We start from the raw sequence: 16,186 nt of genomic DNA, 5'->3' as shown, positions 1-16,186 counted from the left end.
TAATTCTGCCACATGCAGACAGATTGGTTTATAAAGCAGGATAAACAGCTGGATAGCTTTGGAATGATGTCTTGATTGATAAATGAAGCATCCATGAGATTGTTTAGAGGAGAAAATGTTCCTGATTGCTCCTGGGTAATCTCCTTTTAACCTGATTGTAATTGCTTAACGAGTTTAAATTTATGCCTCCGTGGAATTGTATATGTGAAATAAATTTTAAGGAGGCTGGATAAGATGGCTAACAATCAACAATTTAAGACAGGTGAAAAGGCACCGGAAAGCGGCAAATATAAAGTGGACAAGCTGCAAAACGGTAATAACGCCCAGGACAACACGGAAATCAATTTAAACGAAGGGGATCAGTTTCCGCCTTCTCCATCTGAAAACGAAGCAGCTTATTGGGTGAAATCGTCATAGTCCGGCTTGCAATACGCCACAAAATATATCTTTGATCAATTGATAAAATGGAAAAACACACCTCTATATGTTAAAAACAAGAGGTGTGTTTTTTGTTGTTTGGAACTTCTCAGCTGGTTGGGAAACAGTTTGCTTGACAATACTGTGCATACGGCCGGAGTAAACCAGTGGTGTTCGTGATTTTGGAAAAGTCATATATTAAGACAATTACAGCTGTGGCCAAAGCTATATCTGTACCTTCCACCCAGAAAACATTTTTTAAAAAATATTTCAGCACACATCGAAATATAATCAAAAGGAGAAACGGAACATAAAAAAAAGTTTGTAAAACTTTTGTATTTAAGTCATAAAGTTGTTACAATTTACACTGTGAATTTAATATAACAATAGGGGTGATTAGGTTGAAACAGATGAAATTATTTCTTTTTGTAACAGTATTAACGCTGGCTTTATCAGCGTGCGGAAGTGAAGAGGAGAATGATAACAGCAGTGACGAAGGGGATGTAACAGACGAAAAATGGGAGGAGATCCAGGAAGTCGGAGAAATTGTGGTCGGGACTTCCGGCACATTGCTGGCCGCCTCTTTTTATGATGGAGAGGAAGAGAGTGAGGACCAGTTAACGGGTTATGATGTGGAAGTGATGCGGGAGGTAGCAAAACGGCTTGATCTTGATATTTCTTTTGAGATTATGGGAATTGACAGTATGCTGCCGGCCATTAACAGCGGAAGAATTGATATAGCAGCAAATGATATAGAAGTTACCGACAAGCGTCAGGAAGAATTTAATTTCAGTGACCCGTATAAATACTCCTATTCCACTATGGTAGTCAGGGAAGAGGATAATTCAGGCATTGAGTCGCTGGAAGATCTGGAAGGGAAAAAAGCAGGCGGGGGAGCAACGACTATCTACAGTCAAATTGCAGAACATTATGGTGCCGAGGTAATTACTTATGGAAATGCACCAAATGAAGCATACTTGCGTGATGTAAATAATGGCAGAACAGATGTTGTCGTAAATGATTACTACTTATCCAAATTCGGTGTGGCAGGTTTTCCGGATTTTGATATTCACCTGCACCCTGATCTTAAGTTCCATCCGAATGAACAGGCTGCGATCATGGCCAAAGGCGCGGACGAATTAACTAAACAAGTAAATAGTGCATTGGCAGAAATGCGGGAGGACGGCACGCTGACCGAGCTCGCGGAAACATTCTATGAAGAAGATGCTTCCCGGGAGCTTGAAGGAGATTTTATTGAAATTGAAGGCCTTGACCTGTAGACAGAACTGTTGGTTACAAGGCAGTATAGTAGTGTAAGAAAGTTAGTTTATTACGGACTGGTACCATATTATCTAGATTGATTCACTTTGGTCTTTACAGGAGCATCGTTTTGAGTTTTAGGAGGAAAGCCTTTAATAGTAAAGGCAACAAAGCTGTTTGATGGATAGATGTAGTCAATTTTGGATTAAAGGGGAAGGACAATGAATTTTCAGGGGTTTGATTTTGGGGGGCTGTTTGATGTAAAGCTGGCATGGGAAAACCTGCCCTTTGTGCTTGGCGGGCTGCCTATGACCTTAACGATTTCCCTGGCAGGTATGGTGATTGGACTTGTATTAGGTTTAATGCTTGCACTTGCCAGGGGCTCAACGAGAATTATTTTGAGGTGGCCTGCACGGATATATATTTCCTTTATGCGCGGTACACCTATGCTGGTGTTTTTATTCATTTTATATTTTGGCCTGCCTGTTGTCGGGATTGAATTTTCTGCTTTGGCTGCAGCTACACTTGGATTTGGATTGAACAGTGCAGCATATATCGCAGAGATCGACCGCTCTGCGTTAAACAGTATTGATAAAGGTCAGTGGGAATCGGCAAAAGCACTCAATCTCGGCTATGCAAAGACGTTAAGGAAAATCATTTTGCCGCAGGCTACGCGAATTGCCATTCCTCCGCTGACAAATGTATTTATGGATATCGTGAAAGCAACGTCTTTAGCTGCGGTAATTACTGTGCCGGAACTGTTTCAAAAAACCCAAATTGTTGCAGGCCGTGAGTTTGATGCCATGACAATGTACGTATTAGTGGCGCTCATCTACTGGCCAATTTGTGTAATCATCTCTTTTATCCAGGACAGGCTGGAAATTCGATATAGTAAGTATGTGGAAAATTAAAATGTAATGAAAAATGATGCGGCGCGAATGCACTGTTATTGTTTAGACTTAGTTTATAGGTCATAAAATAAAGGATTTCATCAAATTTCGAGGGAGTTAAATAAGCTTATAAGTACATGAGCAGTAACCCTTCCACAGTCATACGCCGTCTCCTTAAAAGACTTTTAAATTAAATAGCTGATATAATTTATGAATCAATCCGTGAATCAAGGGTATACAAAAGATTTAGTGAAGCAATGAATTAGCAGAAGGTATTGGATATGAAACCGCTTCTGCTAATTTATTGCTCCCCCAGGCTGATACTGCTCTGCCCCCTCCTGTTTTACACCGCTGCAGGTTCCTTTTTAAAATAAAGGGCGCCAGCGACAATTACCAGTATGCCGCTTAATAAATAGAAAAAGGACAACCCGGGGAAGATATCTACATAAATACCTCCAATAAAAGGACCGCTGATGCTCCCGATGCTAAAAGTAATGCCAACCATCAGATTTCCCGCCGGCAAAAGATTTTGGGGCAGTAAATCAGTCATATATGCAATCCCCAGAGAGAATAACGAACCGACAAGCATGCCGGACAGGGCGAATAAAATAAACAGGGCAAGCACGGAACCTTCAAATAGAGCAGTCAGGAAAAAGCAGACTGCACCTGCGGATATAATGGTTAACAGAACGCGCTTCCGTCCATATCTGTCACTTATAATCCCCAAAGGAATTTGGGTAACAAGACTGCCTAAAGCAAAAAACGGGATGATCAGGGCCAGCGTATCTACAGAGTGTCCCAAACGCAAACCGTAAATGGGGAAAATACTATGTAATGATGCCTCTAAAAATCCATAGCCAAAACCGGGGAGCAGTGCAACCCAGGCTATCTTTGCTGTTTCCAAAAATCTTTTGAAGGAACTGGTTTGTTTTCCCGTCTCAAATTCCTTTTCCGGAATCATATTTTTTACAAAAAGCATAGCAGACCAGACAAGCATGCTAAGCAATGCTGAAATGAAAAATGGCAAAGCTTCGTTAATGGATAAAAGCCTTGTCATTAATGGACCTAAAGCAAATCCAAGACCGAAAGACAACCCGTAATAGGCAATGCTTTTTCCGCGGGAATGCGCTGAAACGGTGGAGGTAATCCAGGTTTGGGTGCCAAAATGGAGCATTTGATCACCGATGCCGATCAGCATACGTAATATAAACCAGAACCATAGTGCGTGCCAAAACGGAAACAAAGCCAGAGAGATAAATACGAGCATGCCTCCAATAATAATAATCGGTTTGAAGCCGAATTTCCGCAAAGGTTTTTCCATGAATGGGGAAGCCAGGATGATCCCAATATACAAACCAGTTGCATGAAGGCCATTCACAGAGGAAGAAACACCGCTTTGTTCGAGTATGATGGCCAAAAGCGGCAAGAGCATCCCTTGTGAAAAACCGGAAATGCCCACCAATGCGATTAAAATCCAGAATCTCGTTTGAATGGATACCACGGCTGCCGCTCCTTCCTTAAAAATATGATTTAGACTTAAAGGATTTTAAGTTAAATTTTTATTTCCTTGCACGTTAAAAAAATTTCAGCCGGGAAAACTAAAATTTTTAAGTGTTAAGTTTGGATTAATTTCATGATTGCTTATTTTAGTTAAATATCCGGACTTGTAAATGAAAATATATATGTTTACTCGTGAAGTTCATGATTATGGCGCAATTGCTTCGTACAGTAAAATAATTATTGTTAATGAGATTTTTATCCCTTATTAATGTAACAGATTCTGAGGAAATTTTCCTTCCGGGGATTCTTGGCGGGGATGATACCTTGAAGCCAGAGCCAAGTCTTTTCATGGGCAAAGGCAAGAGAAATAAGTTATCCTATGGTCATAAAAGGAAATAGTATATGTACAGAAAACTTAAATGGAGGTACTGGTATGAAATTTACATTAAAAGAAAATGGCATGCGCACTGAATTGGATTACGGGCAATTAGATGTTTCCGGAAATGAAGAATTTGGATATAGACCTTATCAATTGATGGTTGCCTCGATAGTTGGCTGCAGCAGCTCCGTTTTCCTGAAAATAATGAAAAAACAGCGGACAGAAATACATGATATGCAGGTGGAGGCTACAGTTCACAGAAATCCGGAAGAAGCAAACCGCATAGAAAAAATTCATATGAATTATGTGATTAAAGGAAAGCAATTGGATCCGGATAAATTATATAAGAATTTGGCGATCAGCAGGAAAAATTGCTCCATGATCCGTTCTGTGGAGAACAGCATTGAAATCGAGGAGAGTATAGAAATAGTTCCATTAACGATGTAATTTAGAGACGGCTGTACGTATAAAAATCATTTGTCTGAAAAAACTATGGGAAAAAGAAGGGATATGGACAAATGAAAGCAAGCCGTTATTTTAAAACCCTCCTATTCTTTATGATGTTTACGCTGATGTTGCCGCTCATTGCTTCTGGTGAGGAAGACAAGGCGGAGGATAAAGAAGAGAATAAGGATTTTGAAATCCCCAGTCATGTGTTAAGCATTGAAAAAGAAAACACCCATAACAATACCGCAGAAGATCAAGAGGTAATAGAGCCGAGTGAATTAACGAGCGAGCTGATAGAGAACACGGATATACCGGTAGAAAATCCTGATTTAATAAAAACCCTGAATGAAACAACGCTTAATCCTTCCCCCATTGCGATTGGTTACCGTGGTGAAGTTTTCATCGGGAGATGGCCTTTAAACTACACCTCGAAGGATACGAGGATTAACTGGGAATATCAGTCGATTAATAAAAACGAAATTAATAATATTGGGGGCAATGCGAATCAGGAATTAAATTATACCCAGCAGGAACAACAAGAGATTCAAGGGTCACTGACCAATAAAATTTCAAGACCGGATGAAGTCAAAAAAATGATGCTGCTTCATGCGGAAAGCATGGTAGACCTGCCGCTTTCATTTAACACCGTTATTGGCCGCAATACAAAAAAGAGTCATTCCTATCAGGTGCCTGCTGAAAAATATGGGACATTGGAAGCTTTTGCTCCGGCAGTTAGTGAAAAAGGCGAAGTTACTTTTGGTGAAGTGTATATCAAGCTCAAAGGTTCCAAGAAATCGATTGAAATAAAAAATGTGACCAAACAGGGGGTAGGTGCCTGGATACCGATTCAGGACCATGTAGCCTTCTCCTATAATATTAAATGATTCGTTCCCGGGACTGCAGGTACAGCAGTTCCCATCCCATAGCATAAAATCGGGCTTGCGCCAAATGCTCATTACCCAATATATACTGCATTCCGTTCCCCTGATTTTCAAATCCTTGAAAAATCCTGTAGATGTATACAGGATTTTTCTAATGCATAAAAATAAGGAAAAAGGGGGTTGAACTTTTCGCTTTAATACTTTATCATGATAAAGAGATAAAATAAAAATAGAAATAAGGGAATATGAGGGGGAAGGGAAATGGAATGGGTTGTGGCCATATCTGTTTTGGTAATGACGATACTCAGCTTATTGCGTGTCAATGTTGTTATAGCTATTATAATTGCTGCATTAACTGCAGGTGTAATGTCAGGACTTTCTATTATTGAATCTATTGAAATGCTTGTGGAAGGCATGAGCGGGGGAGCTAACACGGCCTTGAGCTATATCCTGCTCGGAGCTTTTGCTGTAGCTATTAGCTATACGGGGATTACAGGCATTCTTGTACGATATTTAATTCGTATACTGACAGGTAAAAAGACGATGATGGTACTGGTTATTGCTGGGGTTGCTTCGTTATCACAGAACCTTGTACCGGTGCATATTGCATTCATACCAATATTAATACCGCCGCTATTAAAGGTTTTTGACCAAATGCGTGTCGATCGCCGGGCTGTTGCTACAGCATTGACTTTTGGACTGAAAGCACCTTATGTAATGATTCCCGCAGGATTTGGATTGATTTTTCACGGAATCATTGTGGAGGGAATGGAGGATAACGGGGTTCCCATTACGGTAGGGGAAACAGCTTTATCCATGTTGATTCCGGGGCTGGGAATGTTAGTTGGTTTACTTGTCGCGGTATTTATCACATACAGAAAAGACAGGGATGCAGCAGCAGGAGCCGGCGGAACGGAATCAGTCATTAAAACGGATGAACAAGTTGGCGAAACAGCATTTAGCATCAAACACTTTTTCACGCTGATTGCCATAGTTGCAGCACTGGTTGTGCAAATTGTTACAGATAACCTGATTGCCGGTGCTTTAACTGGATTAATTCTTATGTTCGTATTAGTGGCAGTGCCGTTTAAAGCAGGGGAAAAAGTAATGTCAGAGGGAATCGCCATGATGGGGATGATTGCGTTTGTTATGTTTGTTGCATCCGGTTTTGGCAACATTTTAACGGAAACAGGTGCTGTAAATTCATTGGTGGAATCGTCTTCCGGTTTTCTTGGTGATAATCAAGTGCTTATTGCCTTTATTTTGTTGCTTGTTGGCCTTATTGTTACAATGGGGATTGGTTCCTCGTTCGGTACTATTCCAATATTGGCAGCTTTATATGTGCCAATATGCGTTGCGGCAGGGTTTTCACCTATGGCTACCGCTGCGCTCATTGGTACAGCAGGAGCGCTTGGGGATGCCGGATCACCTGCATCGGACAGTACACTTGGACCGACGGCAGGTTTAAACGCAGACGGAAAACACCATCACATTTGGGATACGGTAGTTCCGACGTTTATACATTTTAATATCCCATTATTCATATTTGGCTGGGCAGCTGCAGTTATATTATAATGAAAAAAATCACTTTCTCCCTGTTTAGGAGAAAGTGATTTTTAGTTCTCTATCATTTTAAGAGCTGTGGGTTAGCGGATAAATTCATATTCTCTTTGTAAGGGAAATTAACCCAATTTCCGATAAACACGATGCTTATCTAAAATTTCTGCATGCTGCCCGCTTGATTTCCAGTTCTATCCATGCAGAGCTTTCAATGCAACACGGAATTCATAATGATGCTTTGAGATTAAGGTTGCTGCAGCGTATATATTCGGCTTCACGCCTATTTTCACTCGTTCAGGAGTGCACGTCTCTGACTGTATAATTCATCTTCCAGGTTATTTAATCGCCTTTTTTCGTCATTCAGTGCTTTTCTTTGATCTTCCAGGTGAAAGGAAATCTGTTGTTTATTATGCAATAGTTCCGTATTTTCCTGATTCAGCCAATTGGCAAAAGCTTTGTCTTTGTTCCAGGAGCAAAATAATCGGTCAAATAGCCGATCACATTTTCTGCTGATTTCGGAAAAATGCTGTTCCGACTGTTCGTTTGTCATAAGATCACGCTGATTTTGGACTTGCTTTTCAGATATCTCATATAAACTTTTATTTATTTCCTGCAGTCTTTCATCGGAAATTATTTTCTTTTCCATTTTCTTCTCTCCCAAAAAATGCTAAACGTTCTTATAAAAAAGCCTCGAATTGAACATTTGCTGAAGTTGACTATCTGTCCGTTCAAATTCTTCTGCTGCAGATTGAATGTTTTGGATTGTTTGCTGAAAAGCCTGATTGAATGCCTGTGATAAGTCAACAGCCTGCTGGTTTGCAGTTTGTGCCCTTTCATTTACGGTAAGTGTTGTTTTATCAGCCGTATTCAAAGATTTTTGTGTTGCGCGTTCAATAGCGTCGGAGGCCTGGCCCATCAGTGTTGCAATATGCTCAGCGTTTCCCAGGTTGCTTTGAATCATGGAGTCACCTCATTTTTCCAAGTAAATATGTTACATCCTAATCATAAAAAATATAACGTACAAATAGTTGCTCATAGGTATCCCATTATACTATTAGCGTAACAGTGACGCATATGAAAAACAAGGGTATTTTGTAATATTTGTATTTAAAATCTGACTGATTTTTGCAGGCTGATGGCTGGCACAGCACAGGGTGAATAATAAACTTTTTACGGGATAAGATAAAAGAAAAGTAGTTGGAGTTGTTGCTATGCGAATATTTTCAGCTGTATTATTAACTATATTCATCATTGCTCCCTTTAATGTTATCCAGACTGAGGCTGCAGGCGGCTATGGGTGGGGCTATAAAAAAAATAGTAATCATGAAATCCCCGATATTGGTAAATACAAGGAAATTCTTGACAAATTTGGCGCGTATTATGCAGATGAATCAGGAGAAAAGAATATTTATCTGACCTTTGATAATGGCTATGAGGAAGGCTATACAGATGACATACTGGATGTATTAAAAAAAGAAGCAGTACCTGCAACTTTTTTTGTAACCGGCCACTATGTGGAAAGTGAGCCGGAACTTGTGAAAAGAATGGTGGATGAGGGGCACATCGTTGGCAATCATTCATACCACCACCCTGATTTTTCGGTTATTACTAAGAATGCAGTGAAGGAGGAATTGGAAACACTGGAAGCAGCAGTGGCTGAAGTGTCGGATCAGGATGATTTGAAATATCTCAGACCGCCAAGGGGAATGTTTAATGAAGATACTCTGCAATGGGCAAATGAGCTGGGTTATATGCATATTTTCTGGTCGCTGGCATTTATTGATTGGGAAACGAACAAACAAAAAGGCTGGGAATACGCATTTGACCAGATTATGTCTCAAATCCATCCTGGGGCAATCGTGCTGCTTCATACAGTATCCTCCGATAATGCGGAAGCGCTGGAGCATCTTATTGCCGAATTAAAAAAAGATGGATATGCTTTTAAGAGTTTGGATGATCTTGTGTTAAAAGATCAGCTGCCGGAAGGAATTTACTAAATGGGACAGGAAGTTCGTAAACAGTACACTTCCTGAATTTTGCCGAACGGGGACAGGCATCCCGCCTTTTTTGTTATATTCAAAACATTTATAAACCATTACCCATGAAGGATCGAAATCGACTTTCGGGTGAACAAAAATATCTGCAGCTTTAAAATATCGGGTATTCGGATTATAGTGTGGAAAGAGGGTTAAAAAGAACCCTCATCCATAGCCTTGATCAGTGTGGAAAAGTCAGCACCATAGATTTCTTCGTACACCCATTCATATTCTGGTTCTAACCAATTTGGCATTTGATCAGGCAACATTTTTCCGAAAGTAACTTCAACTTCTTTGAATTTCTTTTTCCTTTTAACTTTGCGATAGCCCTGTGTAAACAAAATCTTGGCTCTGAGGGCTTCAAAAGAGTAACCACGACCAATATGATTTATCGTCTTAATTAAGCGATTTAAGGACTCTGTATAGGCGTTTGTGATAGGTGAAGTGAAATAGTTGAATATCTCTTCTTCCCAATTGGTCATAGCCTTAATGAGATCCTCGAAGTAGGTCATTAACCCTTTAGGTACATTTGAAATCCATTCTTGATAGAGTTTATATGCTTCATCGACTGTTTTAGCTTCATAAATGTCAAAGAACTGTTCTTTGAGTTCATAGGCTTGACCAAGCAACGGGAACATATCAGTCCATACTTGCAGTTTTATTTGGTCATCAAAGTCGTTGAGGTCTTTACGCCTTGTCAGAAGCACATAACGATCTCTCATAAGTTGCCTACGTTCTTTGGCTGATACATTTTGACGATTAGCCTTTCGTATCTTCTCTAAGCCTTCATTTGCTAATTTAACAACGTGAAACTTGTCGATAACTATTTTGGCGTGTGGAATTACCATGTTAACCGCATCTTTGTAAGGTCTCCACATATCCATTGCTACAAGTTCAACTTTATCAATGTCTTTGAGCTTTGAAAGATAACTGATAATCACATTTTTATTACGTTTTCGCAAAATGTCAATTACCGATTTGTTTTCAACATCTGTAACGACAAAACGATAGTTTTTTAACAAATGGACTTCATCAAGACCAAGCCATTTAGGAGTTCTAAACTCTGTTTGTGCTTCAAGTTCAGCTACATAGTCATTAAAGATGTTACGTACAGTTTTTTCATCAACGCCTATTTCGTCAGCAACACTGGTGAATGGCTTTTCAAGACTTTCTTCTTGAATCCAATCTATAAGCCTATTAGTGACAGTACGATTGACATCCATTTCTGCTAGATTTTCAAAAAATGTTTCATTACAATCCCTACATTTATATCGTTGGCGATTGACATAGATACCGACACGTTTTGCGTGCATTGGCAGGTCGAAAAATAGCTGTTGTTTCTTACCATGTTTATATAAGTTTGCAACGGACCACATTTTGGACAATGTGAAGGAGACAGAGCAGTAGACTCCACTAAAAATCTATAATCATACTCACTCTCCTTCATGTCGAGGATTTTAAAATTTGGCAGGTTGAGCATATTGATTAGCATTTACTTTTTCCTTTCGCTCTTCTTGTTTTTTCTAATAATCAAGTAAACAAGTCCTCCTATAAATGGAAGAAATAAAGTTCCAAATAACACAATCAACGCATATTCATTACTATTGCCCCTTCTAATAGCATCTCGGTAAATCCATATGCTTGTAATGATATTTATAATAGCCCCAATGAGAATTAATACAAGGACAAGTACTATATTTAAAGTATTAGTTTCCATAGTTAACACACCATTCTATTGTATAGTAAAATTCAGCACTACATTTCTAAGCAATTATATCTCTTTTATTGAATATCCACCAAGTTAGGATAACAAAAATAAGAAAATAAATAGCAAGCGTAATGACGGAAAAGCTCAACGTCAATCCCTCTGTAATAGAAGTCCCGTCAATGTGCTGTCTTAAATTCAAATTAGCAAACAAAATGTACTTTGCCCAATCGTATTGGTGAAGAACGATCACAATATTCGGACCTGCAAATCTTAATAAAACCACTAGACCAATGGCCATCGCACTATTATGAAAAATAGTGGAAATCATAAATGCTATTGTAACCATCATCAGCATATCGATAAAAATAAATGCAGTCACAGTGATAAGATGAGGAATAACATTTTCCACTGGACTACCGCTCATTGTTATTAGGTTTGCTTGAGATGGAGGATCAAATCCAAAAAATATACCGCCTACTAAAAGGGATAAAGCGAATGTAGTTACGAGCATACCAAGTGAAAAAGAAACAGTAGCGATATATTTGGATAACAGGACTTTGGATCGGCTAATTGGACGTATGAGTAACAGCTTGATAGTGCCTTTCGAAAACTCCATCGGAATATTCCCTGCAGCTATAATGACTGCGTACAAGACGATAATGGAAACATAAATTTCTAAATTAACATATAAAAATTCCCACATAGACGCAGGGGATTCAGGCAAATAGTTATGGATTAAACCAGCAACAAACACAGCTAGAATTAATGTACCAACCATTATTTTGGTTCCTAAACGACTGTAGATTTTCAAGTTTTCATTTTTAATACATTCGATCAATTTAGACAATTGGTTGACCTCCCGTTATTTCGATAAATTTATCTTCCAGCGTTTTCTGTGTTGATGTAATGCCATATATTTTAATTCCTTTTCCCACAAGGGAATTTGTCACATACGGAACCTGATTGTACTCCAGATGTACTTCGAAGGTCTTGTCACTTACATTAAATGGCTTATTATCGAAATCCTGTTGTATAGTTTGTTCTGCTAAATCAACTCGGTCAACAGTAAAAGTGACGGTCAATTTCTTTTCTGATTCAACAAAGTTGTGTACCGATTGAACATCAATTAATTTTCCGTGTTGAATAATACCTATCCGATCACACATCATTTCCATTTCAGCGAGGAGATGACTCGACACAAGAACAGCCATTTTTTCTTTTTTTGCTAACTTTATTAGAAGCTGACGAAACTCTCGAATACCTGATGGATCTAACCCGTTTGTTGGTTCATCTAATATGAGTATAGACGGAGAGTGCATAAGAGCTTGCCCCAAGCCTAATCGTTGACGCATACCTAACGAATATGTTTTCACTTTAGCTTGAATGGCATTTTCCAATCCAATGATTTGAATGATATCATTGATTCGTTCTTTCGAAACATTTCCAGACATACGAGAAAAATGGATCAAGTTTTGATAGCCCGTTAAATAATCATATAATTCAGGATTTTCAACAATCGCCCCTACTTGAGATATTGCTTGTTCAAACTCTTTTTTAATGTTCACACCGTTCAGTAATATTTTTCCTTCTGTTATTGATAGCAATCCAACGAGCATGCGAATGGTGGTCGTTTTTCCAGCCCCGTTTGGACCTAATAACCCAAATATCTCACCAGCATATATATCTAAACTTATATCGTTCACAACCACTTTGTTCCCAAGTGTCTTACTAACATTTTTTAATTGCAAAATTGGTTTATTATCCATGAATATTCATCTCCCTTATTTAATTTCATATTTTAGAGGGGTTTTAATCACTTTTACCCCTTGAATCACATTCCAAATAACAACACTTACGCTAATAATAGCAAGGATAGTTACGCCCCAAATAACTAAAATGGAATTTGGTTGATCTGCTCCTGTTAAATACGAAGATAGGGAAAATACACTCATCATTATGAAATATAAAATCACAGGAATAGAGTGGGATAAAAAAGCTCTTTTCCCATGCCCTTTTATGTCCTTTTCACCAACGAGAATCGTAATAAATGGGAATAAGAAAGGAGCGAAAAAAATACTGAAATAGTTTAACGATGATAAAAGTCGTCGATTAGATATGATTCCGCCTTTTACAATTATTCTCTTTTGAAAAACTTTATCTCCTTTGATGAGTTCGTCTAAACTGATATCAAACAATTCACTTAGTGCAATTAAATTTTGAATTTCAGGGTAACCTTTATCACTTTCCCATTTATAAACAGCTTGACGGGAGACGTTAAGTTTATTCCCTAACTGCTCTTGAGAAAGGTTTTTATTTTTACGTAACATTCGAATCTGTTCACCGATTTTCATTGTCATCCTCCTTTGATTTTAGTTTATAGGAACAATCATAAAAAATCGATAAACCCTTGATTTACATGTGTCAACTATCTGTTTACATTGATGCGAAGACTCTTTTGCTATTAGCAATCCAACTTAAAGGGTAACATTTTAGAAATAGTTTACCTATATACAGTACAAGCTATATTTATAGAACTTTTTTAAATATAGATTTACCCAGTTAAAGTAACCCCCTTAATTTATTAAGGGGGTTACTTATCTTTAGTAAGGATTATGCTACAATACATACTTTTATTTGATTGAGTTCCACACGATTATCCGAATTTGTATTTGGCAAGTGAAAAATGTATGAAATGGCATTTAAAATTGTATGCCACTTGCCACCTCTGATTTATTCATGTAATAAAGATTCTTTGTACCGGAAGCTTTCTCCTGTGAAAAGCAGTAAATGAGAATGATGAATTAAACGATCGATGACTGCCTCTGTTAAGACGGGATCCCCAAAAACATGATTCCACTGGCCAAACTGTAAGTTTGTTGTTATGACTATACTTTTGCTCTCGTAGCACATTGATATAACCTGAAATAAAAGCTCTGCGCCTTCTTTGTGAAGTGGAATATAACCCAACTCATCTAACACCAGTAAATCGAGCTTCTCTATCTGTTTTATTAGTTTCTGAAGCGTTCCTTGCTGATTCGCTTCTATAAGTTTGTTAACTAAAGATGCCACGGTGTAAAACTTAACCCGACTGCCAAACCTATGTATGGCATTTAAGCTGATTAGTGTTGCCAAATAAGTTTTACCAGTACCAACTCCTCCATATAAAATAAGATTCTCTTTCTCATGAATAAAAGCCCCGTTTTGTATTGTTGCTCGATCAATCCCCTGAGGAATTTGAATATGCTCCCATTGAAAGGGCTGCTGACCTGTTTTGGGTAACTGTGCCTGTTTGAGTAATAAGTTTACCTTTCGCTCCTCACGGTTCTTAACTTCTTCTTCAAATAACTTAAGAAGATATTCTTGATGCGAGTCTGCTTCCACTTGGTTAAAGTTTTCTTTAATCCAACTTAGTTTTAGCCGTTTGGCATACGCTACAATCTGTTCTTCCATCTTATTGATCCCTCCTTTCAAAGAAGGAATCATAATGTGATAGTCCCCTGGCTGCCTCAGGTACCTTAGGTACCGACATAGACGGCGTTATAGCTTTATGTGCAGTATCCTCGTTAAGTAGTGTATAAAAACAGTGTTTTATTTGGTCGACACTTGGATGATTGTTGATAGAGGCTGATTTCAAGGCCTCGTTTAATAATGAAAAATCATCGTTCTTTAATAAGTCTGCCAAAAGACGCAATGCACTTTTTTGTTCTTCTTCTGTACAATTGTTTAAGTACTCCGTCCATAGTGCTGGAAATTGATCATACAAGCTTGAATATTTAATAGCCCGTGGTCGTTTTGATAATAAAGTCAGGTATGGCTGCCATATCATTGATTTTCTTTTAATGCCATATAACCTTGAATGCGTCGCAATGACGTCATGATTATCACTCAGGATTATTACATAGTTATACGTAATACAGACGCGTACGTTGTGCTTGGCAAATCTGGGAGAAGTGGAATATTGCTTTTTGTCGATTGAAACGAAACCGTACTTATCTGATTTCACTTGTTCATAACGAGCACATTCAAATCTCTTTTCAGGTAATACCAACCAGTTCTCCCGATCTTCTTTAAACAATTCAGCTTGAAGGGTTCCCTTCTCATAATGACGTCGCTCTCGATCTCGTTCAGCTGATTCCCACAATGTTTTATTAAATTGATCCAGATCTAAAATCGTATTCTCTGGTAATAGAAAATTATTCCTCACATATTTAACCATTGCCTCCACATGGCCCTTTTCATTCCCTTTACCAGGATTACAAAATTCATATGAAAAACCATAGTGTAAGACGAAACGGTCAAACATATCTGTTAGTTCGCGTTCTCCCTTTGCACGAATCTTCGATACTGCTGGTGATAAATTATCAAAACGGATTGTTCTAGGTACGCCTCCCATATGACGAAACATTCGCTGCAAGCCCTCTAGTAAACATTCTGTATTTTCCGAAGGAAATACCTGAAAATAAAAGCTGTTACTGTAAGGAAACGACATGACTAAATAGGATAAATCAATAACTTCAGAATGGTACTTAAATGGCGCTGTTCCAAAGTCAACCTGTGCTGTACCGGGAAAGATTCAAGCGGTAACGCTGCATCTTCCATGATTTCCTTTAACTCTCGCTTACGGCGTGATACATAGTCCCGAACCGTTCGGTAAGATCCTTTGAAACTATGAAACTTCTCTAATTGTTGAAACATCCTCTTCGCTGTTCTATGATACTTTCGTTTCTTATTTAGATCTTCCTTAATCCACTTATCTAAAATTGGTTTAACCGGATCCATAATGGGAGATTTTCGTCTCTGTCTTTCCCTCTTCATGATTTCCTCTTGATTGGCATATTTATTAACCGTGCGTGGATCTACACCCATCCTTCTGCCTACACTGGCATATGTTTCTCCTTTTTGATTGACCTCATGTCTGATATAATCAATTTCAGCCACTGCTAACATCTCTTTAATAACCTCCTGTCGAACGTTGTTGGTCCAACGAGGAGTTTAAAGTTATTTGGAGAGGTTGGCAAGTGGTTTTTTCTTTATATACCCCCCTCGTATATTATATTTAGGCTCTTCATTCAGCCTATAAATTCCTTAAAAACCTTTTTAGTACATGT

General features: G+C 38.5%; 16 protein-coding genes and 1 pseudogene. 7 read left to right on the top strand and 10 right to left on the bottom strand.

Annotation, left to right across the window (positions count from 1 at the left end; all coding sequences use genetic code 11):
- The first annotated feature begins 234 nt into the window (after positions 1-234).
- From GHD25_RS12640 to GHD25_RS12630, 3 genes are all read left to right on the top strand, one after another.
- The gene (locus GHD25_RS12640; protein ID WP_164217389.1) at positions 235-417 is read left to right on the top strand and encodes a YjzC family protein; all 183 of its coding nucleotides are present in this window, start codon (positions 235-237) and stop codon (positions 415-417) included.
- A 410-nt stretch (positions 418-827) separates the two neighbouring features.
- The gene (locus GHD25_RS12635; protein ID WP_164217516.1) at positions 828-1,697 is read left to right on the top strand and encodes a transporter substrate-binding domain-containing protein; all 870 of its coding nucleotides are present in this window, start codon (positions 828-830) and stop codon (positions 1,695-1,697) included.
- 201 nt (positions 1,698-1,898) lie between these two features.
- Positions 1,899-2,588, top strand: coding sequence for an amino acid ABC transporter permease (locus GHD25_RS12630; RefSeq protein WP_164217387.1), 690 nt, complete (start codon positions 1,899-1,901; stop codon positions 2,586-2,588).
- A 322-nt stretch (positions 2,589-2,910) separates the two neighbouring features.
- Here the strand turns inward: GHD25_RS12630 and GHD25_RS12625 are convergent, their stop codons facing one another.
- Positions 2,911-4,068, bottom strand: coding sequence for an MFS transporter (locus GHD25_RS12625; protein WP_164217385.1), 1,158 nt, complete (start codon positions 4,066-4,068; stop codon positions 2,911-2,913).
- Positions 4,069-4,500: 432 nt separating this feature from the next.
- Here GHD25_RS12625 and GHD25_RS12620 point away from each other — a divergent pair, with 432 nt between their 5' ends.
- The 3 genes from GHD25_RS12620 to GHD25_RS12610 all read left to right on the top strand — a co-directional run bounded on the left by GHD25_RS12620 (position 4,501) and on the right by GHD25_RS12610 (position 7,349).
- Positions 4,501-4,893 (top strand): OsmC family protein, encoded by a 393-nt coding sequence (locus tag GHD25_RS12620; protein ID WP_164217383.1) that lies wholly within the window; start codon positions 4,501-4,503, stop codon positions 4,891-4,893.
- A 71-nt stretch (positions 4,894-4,964) separates the two neighbouring features.
- Entirely contained in the window at positions 4,965-5,777 is an 813-nt protein-coding gene (locus GHD25_RS12615) for a YfkD famly protein (RefSeq protein ID WP_164217381.1), read from the top strand.
- A gap of 258 nt (positions 5,778-6,035) precedes the next feature.
- Positions 6,036-7,349: a Na+/H+ antiporter family protein gene (locus GHD25_RS12610; RefSeq protein ID WP_164217379.1), complete on the top strand. Its 1,314-nt coding sequence runs from the start codon at positions 6,036-6,038 to the stop codon at positions 7,347-7,349.
- Between the two features lie 271 nt (positions 7,350-7,620).
- Here the strand turns inward: GHD25_RS12610 and GHD25_RS12605 are convergent, their stop codons facing one another.
- Entirely contained in the window at positions 7,621-7,980 is a 360-nt protein-coding gene (locus tag GHD25_RS12605; protein ID WP_164217377.1) for a DUF3958 family protein, read from the bottom strand.
- Positions 7,981-8,001: 21 nt separating this feature from the next.
- Positions 8,002-8,295 carry a TIGR04197 family type VII secretion effector gene (locus tag GHD25_RS12600; protein WP_164217375.1) on the bottom strand — a complete coding sequence of 98 codons (294 nt, stop codon included), beginning with the start codon at positions 8,293-8,295 and terminating at the stop codon, positions 8,002-8,004.
- Positions 8,296-8,545: 250 nt separating this feature from the next.
- On the opposite strand from GHD25_RS12600, the gene pdaA reads away from it, so the two are divergent.
- Positions 8,546-9,331 (top strand): delta-lactam-biosynthetic de-N-acetylase, encoded by a 786-nt coding sequence (gene pdaA, locus GHD25_RS12595; RefSeq protein ID WP_164217373.1) that lies wholly within the window; start codon positions 8,546-8,548, stop codon positions 9,329-9,331.
- 191 nt (positions 9,332-9,522) lie between these two features.
- Here pdaA and GHD25_RS12590 read toward each other — a convergent pair whose 3' ends face one another.
- The 7 genes and pseudogenes from GHD25_RS12590 to istA form a co-directional block, all read right to left on the bottom strand.
- Entirely contained in the window at positions 9,523-10,746 is a 1,224-nt protein-coding gene (locus GHD25_RS12590) for an ISL3 family transposase (protein WP_462943738.1), read from the bottom strand.
- A 116-nt stretch (positions 10,747-10,862) separates the two neighbouring features.
- Positions 10,863-11,087 (bottom strand): PLD nuclease N-terminal domain-containing protein, encoded by a 225-nt coding sequence (locus tag GHD25_RS12585; RefSeq protein ID WP_164217371.1) that lies wholly within the window; start codon positions 11,085-11,087, stop codon positions 10,863-10,865.
- 46 nt (positions 11,088-11,133) lie between these two features.
- Positions 11,134-11,925 carry an ABC transporter permease gene (locus GHD25_RS12580; protein WP_164217369.1) on the bottom strand — a complete coding sequence of 264 codons (792 nt, stop codon included), beginning with the start codon at positions 11,923-11,925 and terminating at the stop codon, positions 11,134-11,136.
- Entirely contained in the window at positions 11,918-12,844 is a 927-nt protein-coding gene (locus tag GHD25_RS12575) for an ABC transporter ATP-binding protein (RefSeq protein ID WP_164217367.1), read from the bottom strand. The genes GHD25_RS12580 and GHD25_RS12575 overlap by 8 nt, the downstream gene beginning before the upstream one ends.
- Positions 12,845-12,859: 15 nt before the next feature.
- Entirely contained in the window at positions 12,860-13,429 is a 570-nt protein-coding gene (locus tag GHD25_RS12570; RefSeq protein ID WP_164217365.1) for a helix-turn-helix domain-containing protein, read from the bottom strand.
- Between the two features lie 379 nt (positions 13,430-13,808).
- On the bottom strand, positions 13,809-14,528 hold the full coding sequence (gene istB / locus GHD25_RS12565) for an IS21-like element helper ATPase IstB (protein WP_164217363.1): 720 nt from the start codon (positions 14,526-14,528) through the stop codon (positions 13,809-13,811).
- 1 nt (position 14,529) lies between these two features.
- A pseudogene (gene istA, locus GHD25_RS12560) lies at positions 14,530-16,025 on the bottom strand (IS21 family transposase).
- Between the last annotated feature and the right edge of the window lie 161 nt (positions 16,026-16,186).

Source organism: Virgibacillus aidingensis, assembly GCF_010994035.1.
Classification (GTDB): domain Bacteria; phylum Bacillota; class Bacilli; order Bacillales; family Amphibacillaceae; genus Virgibacillus_N.
The sequence above is the reverse complement of the archived record's forward strand: the minus strand, read 5'-3'. Positions and strand labels throughout refer to the sequence as shown.

Excerpts from the sequence above, each read along its gene's own strand:
- GHD25_RS12570 (WP_164217365.1), bottom strand. The coding sequence starts at position 13,429 with ATGAAAATCGGTGAACAGATTCGAATGTTACGTAAAAATAAAAACCTT.
- GHD25_RS12615 (WP_164217381.1), top strand. The coding sequence starts at position 4,965 with ATGAAAGCAAGCCGTTATTTTAAAACCCTCCTATTCTTTATGATGTTT.
- GHD25_RS12610 (WP_164217379.1), top strand. The coding sequence starts at position 6,036 with ATGGAATGGGTTGTGGCCATATCTGTTTTGGTAATGACGATACTCAGC.
- pdaA (WP_164217373.1), top strand. The coding sequence starts at position 8,546 with ATGCGAATATTTTCAGCTGTATTATTAACTATATTCATCATTGCTCCC.
- GHD25_RS12600 (WP_164217375.1), bottom strand. The coding sequence starts at position 8,295 with ATGATTCAAAGCAACCTGGGAAACGCTGAGCATATTGCAACACTGATG.
- GHD25_RS12620 (WP_164217383.1), top strand. The coding sequence starts at position 4,501 with ATGAAATTTACATTAAAAGAAAATGGCATGCGCACTGAATTGGATTAC.
- GHD25_RS12635 (WP_164217516.1), top strand. The coding sequence starts at position 828 with ATGAAATTATTTCTTTTTGTAACAGTATTAACGCTGGCTTTATCAGCG.
- GHD25_RS12640 (WP_164217389.1), top strand. The coding sequence starts at position 235 with ATGGCTAACAATCAACAATTTAAGACAGGTGAAAAGGCACCGGAAAGC.
- istB (WP_164217363.1), bottom strand. The coding sequence starts at position 14,528 with ATGGAAGAACAGATTGTAGCGTATGCCAAACGGCTAAAACTAAGTTGG.
- GHD25_RS12630 (WP_164217387.1), top strand. The coding sequence starts at position 1,899 with ATGAATTTTCAGGGGTTTGATTTTGGGGGGCTGTTTGATGTAAAGCTG.
- GHD25_RS12575 (WP_164217367.1), bottom strand. The coding sequence starts at position 12,844 with ATGGATAATAAACCAATTTTGCAATTAAAAAATGTTAGTAAGACACTT.
- GHD25_RS12590 (WP_462943738.1), bottom strand. The coding sequence starts at position 10,746 with ATGTGGTCCGTTGCAAACTTATATAAACATGGTAAGAAACAACAGCTA.
- GHD25_RS12605 (WP_164217377.1), bottom strand. The coding sequence starts at position 7,980 with ATGGAAAAGAAAATAATTTCCGATGAAAGACTGCAGGAAATAAATAAA.
- GHD25_RS12585 (WP_164217371.1), bottom strand. The coding sequence starts at position 11,087 with ATGGAAACTAATACTTTAAATATAGTACTTGTCCTTGTATTAATTCTC.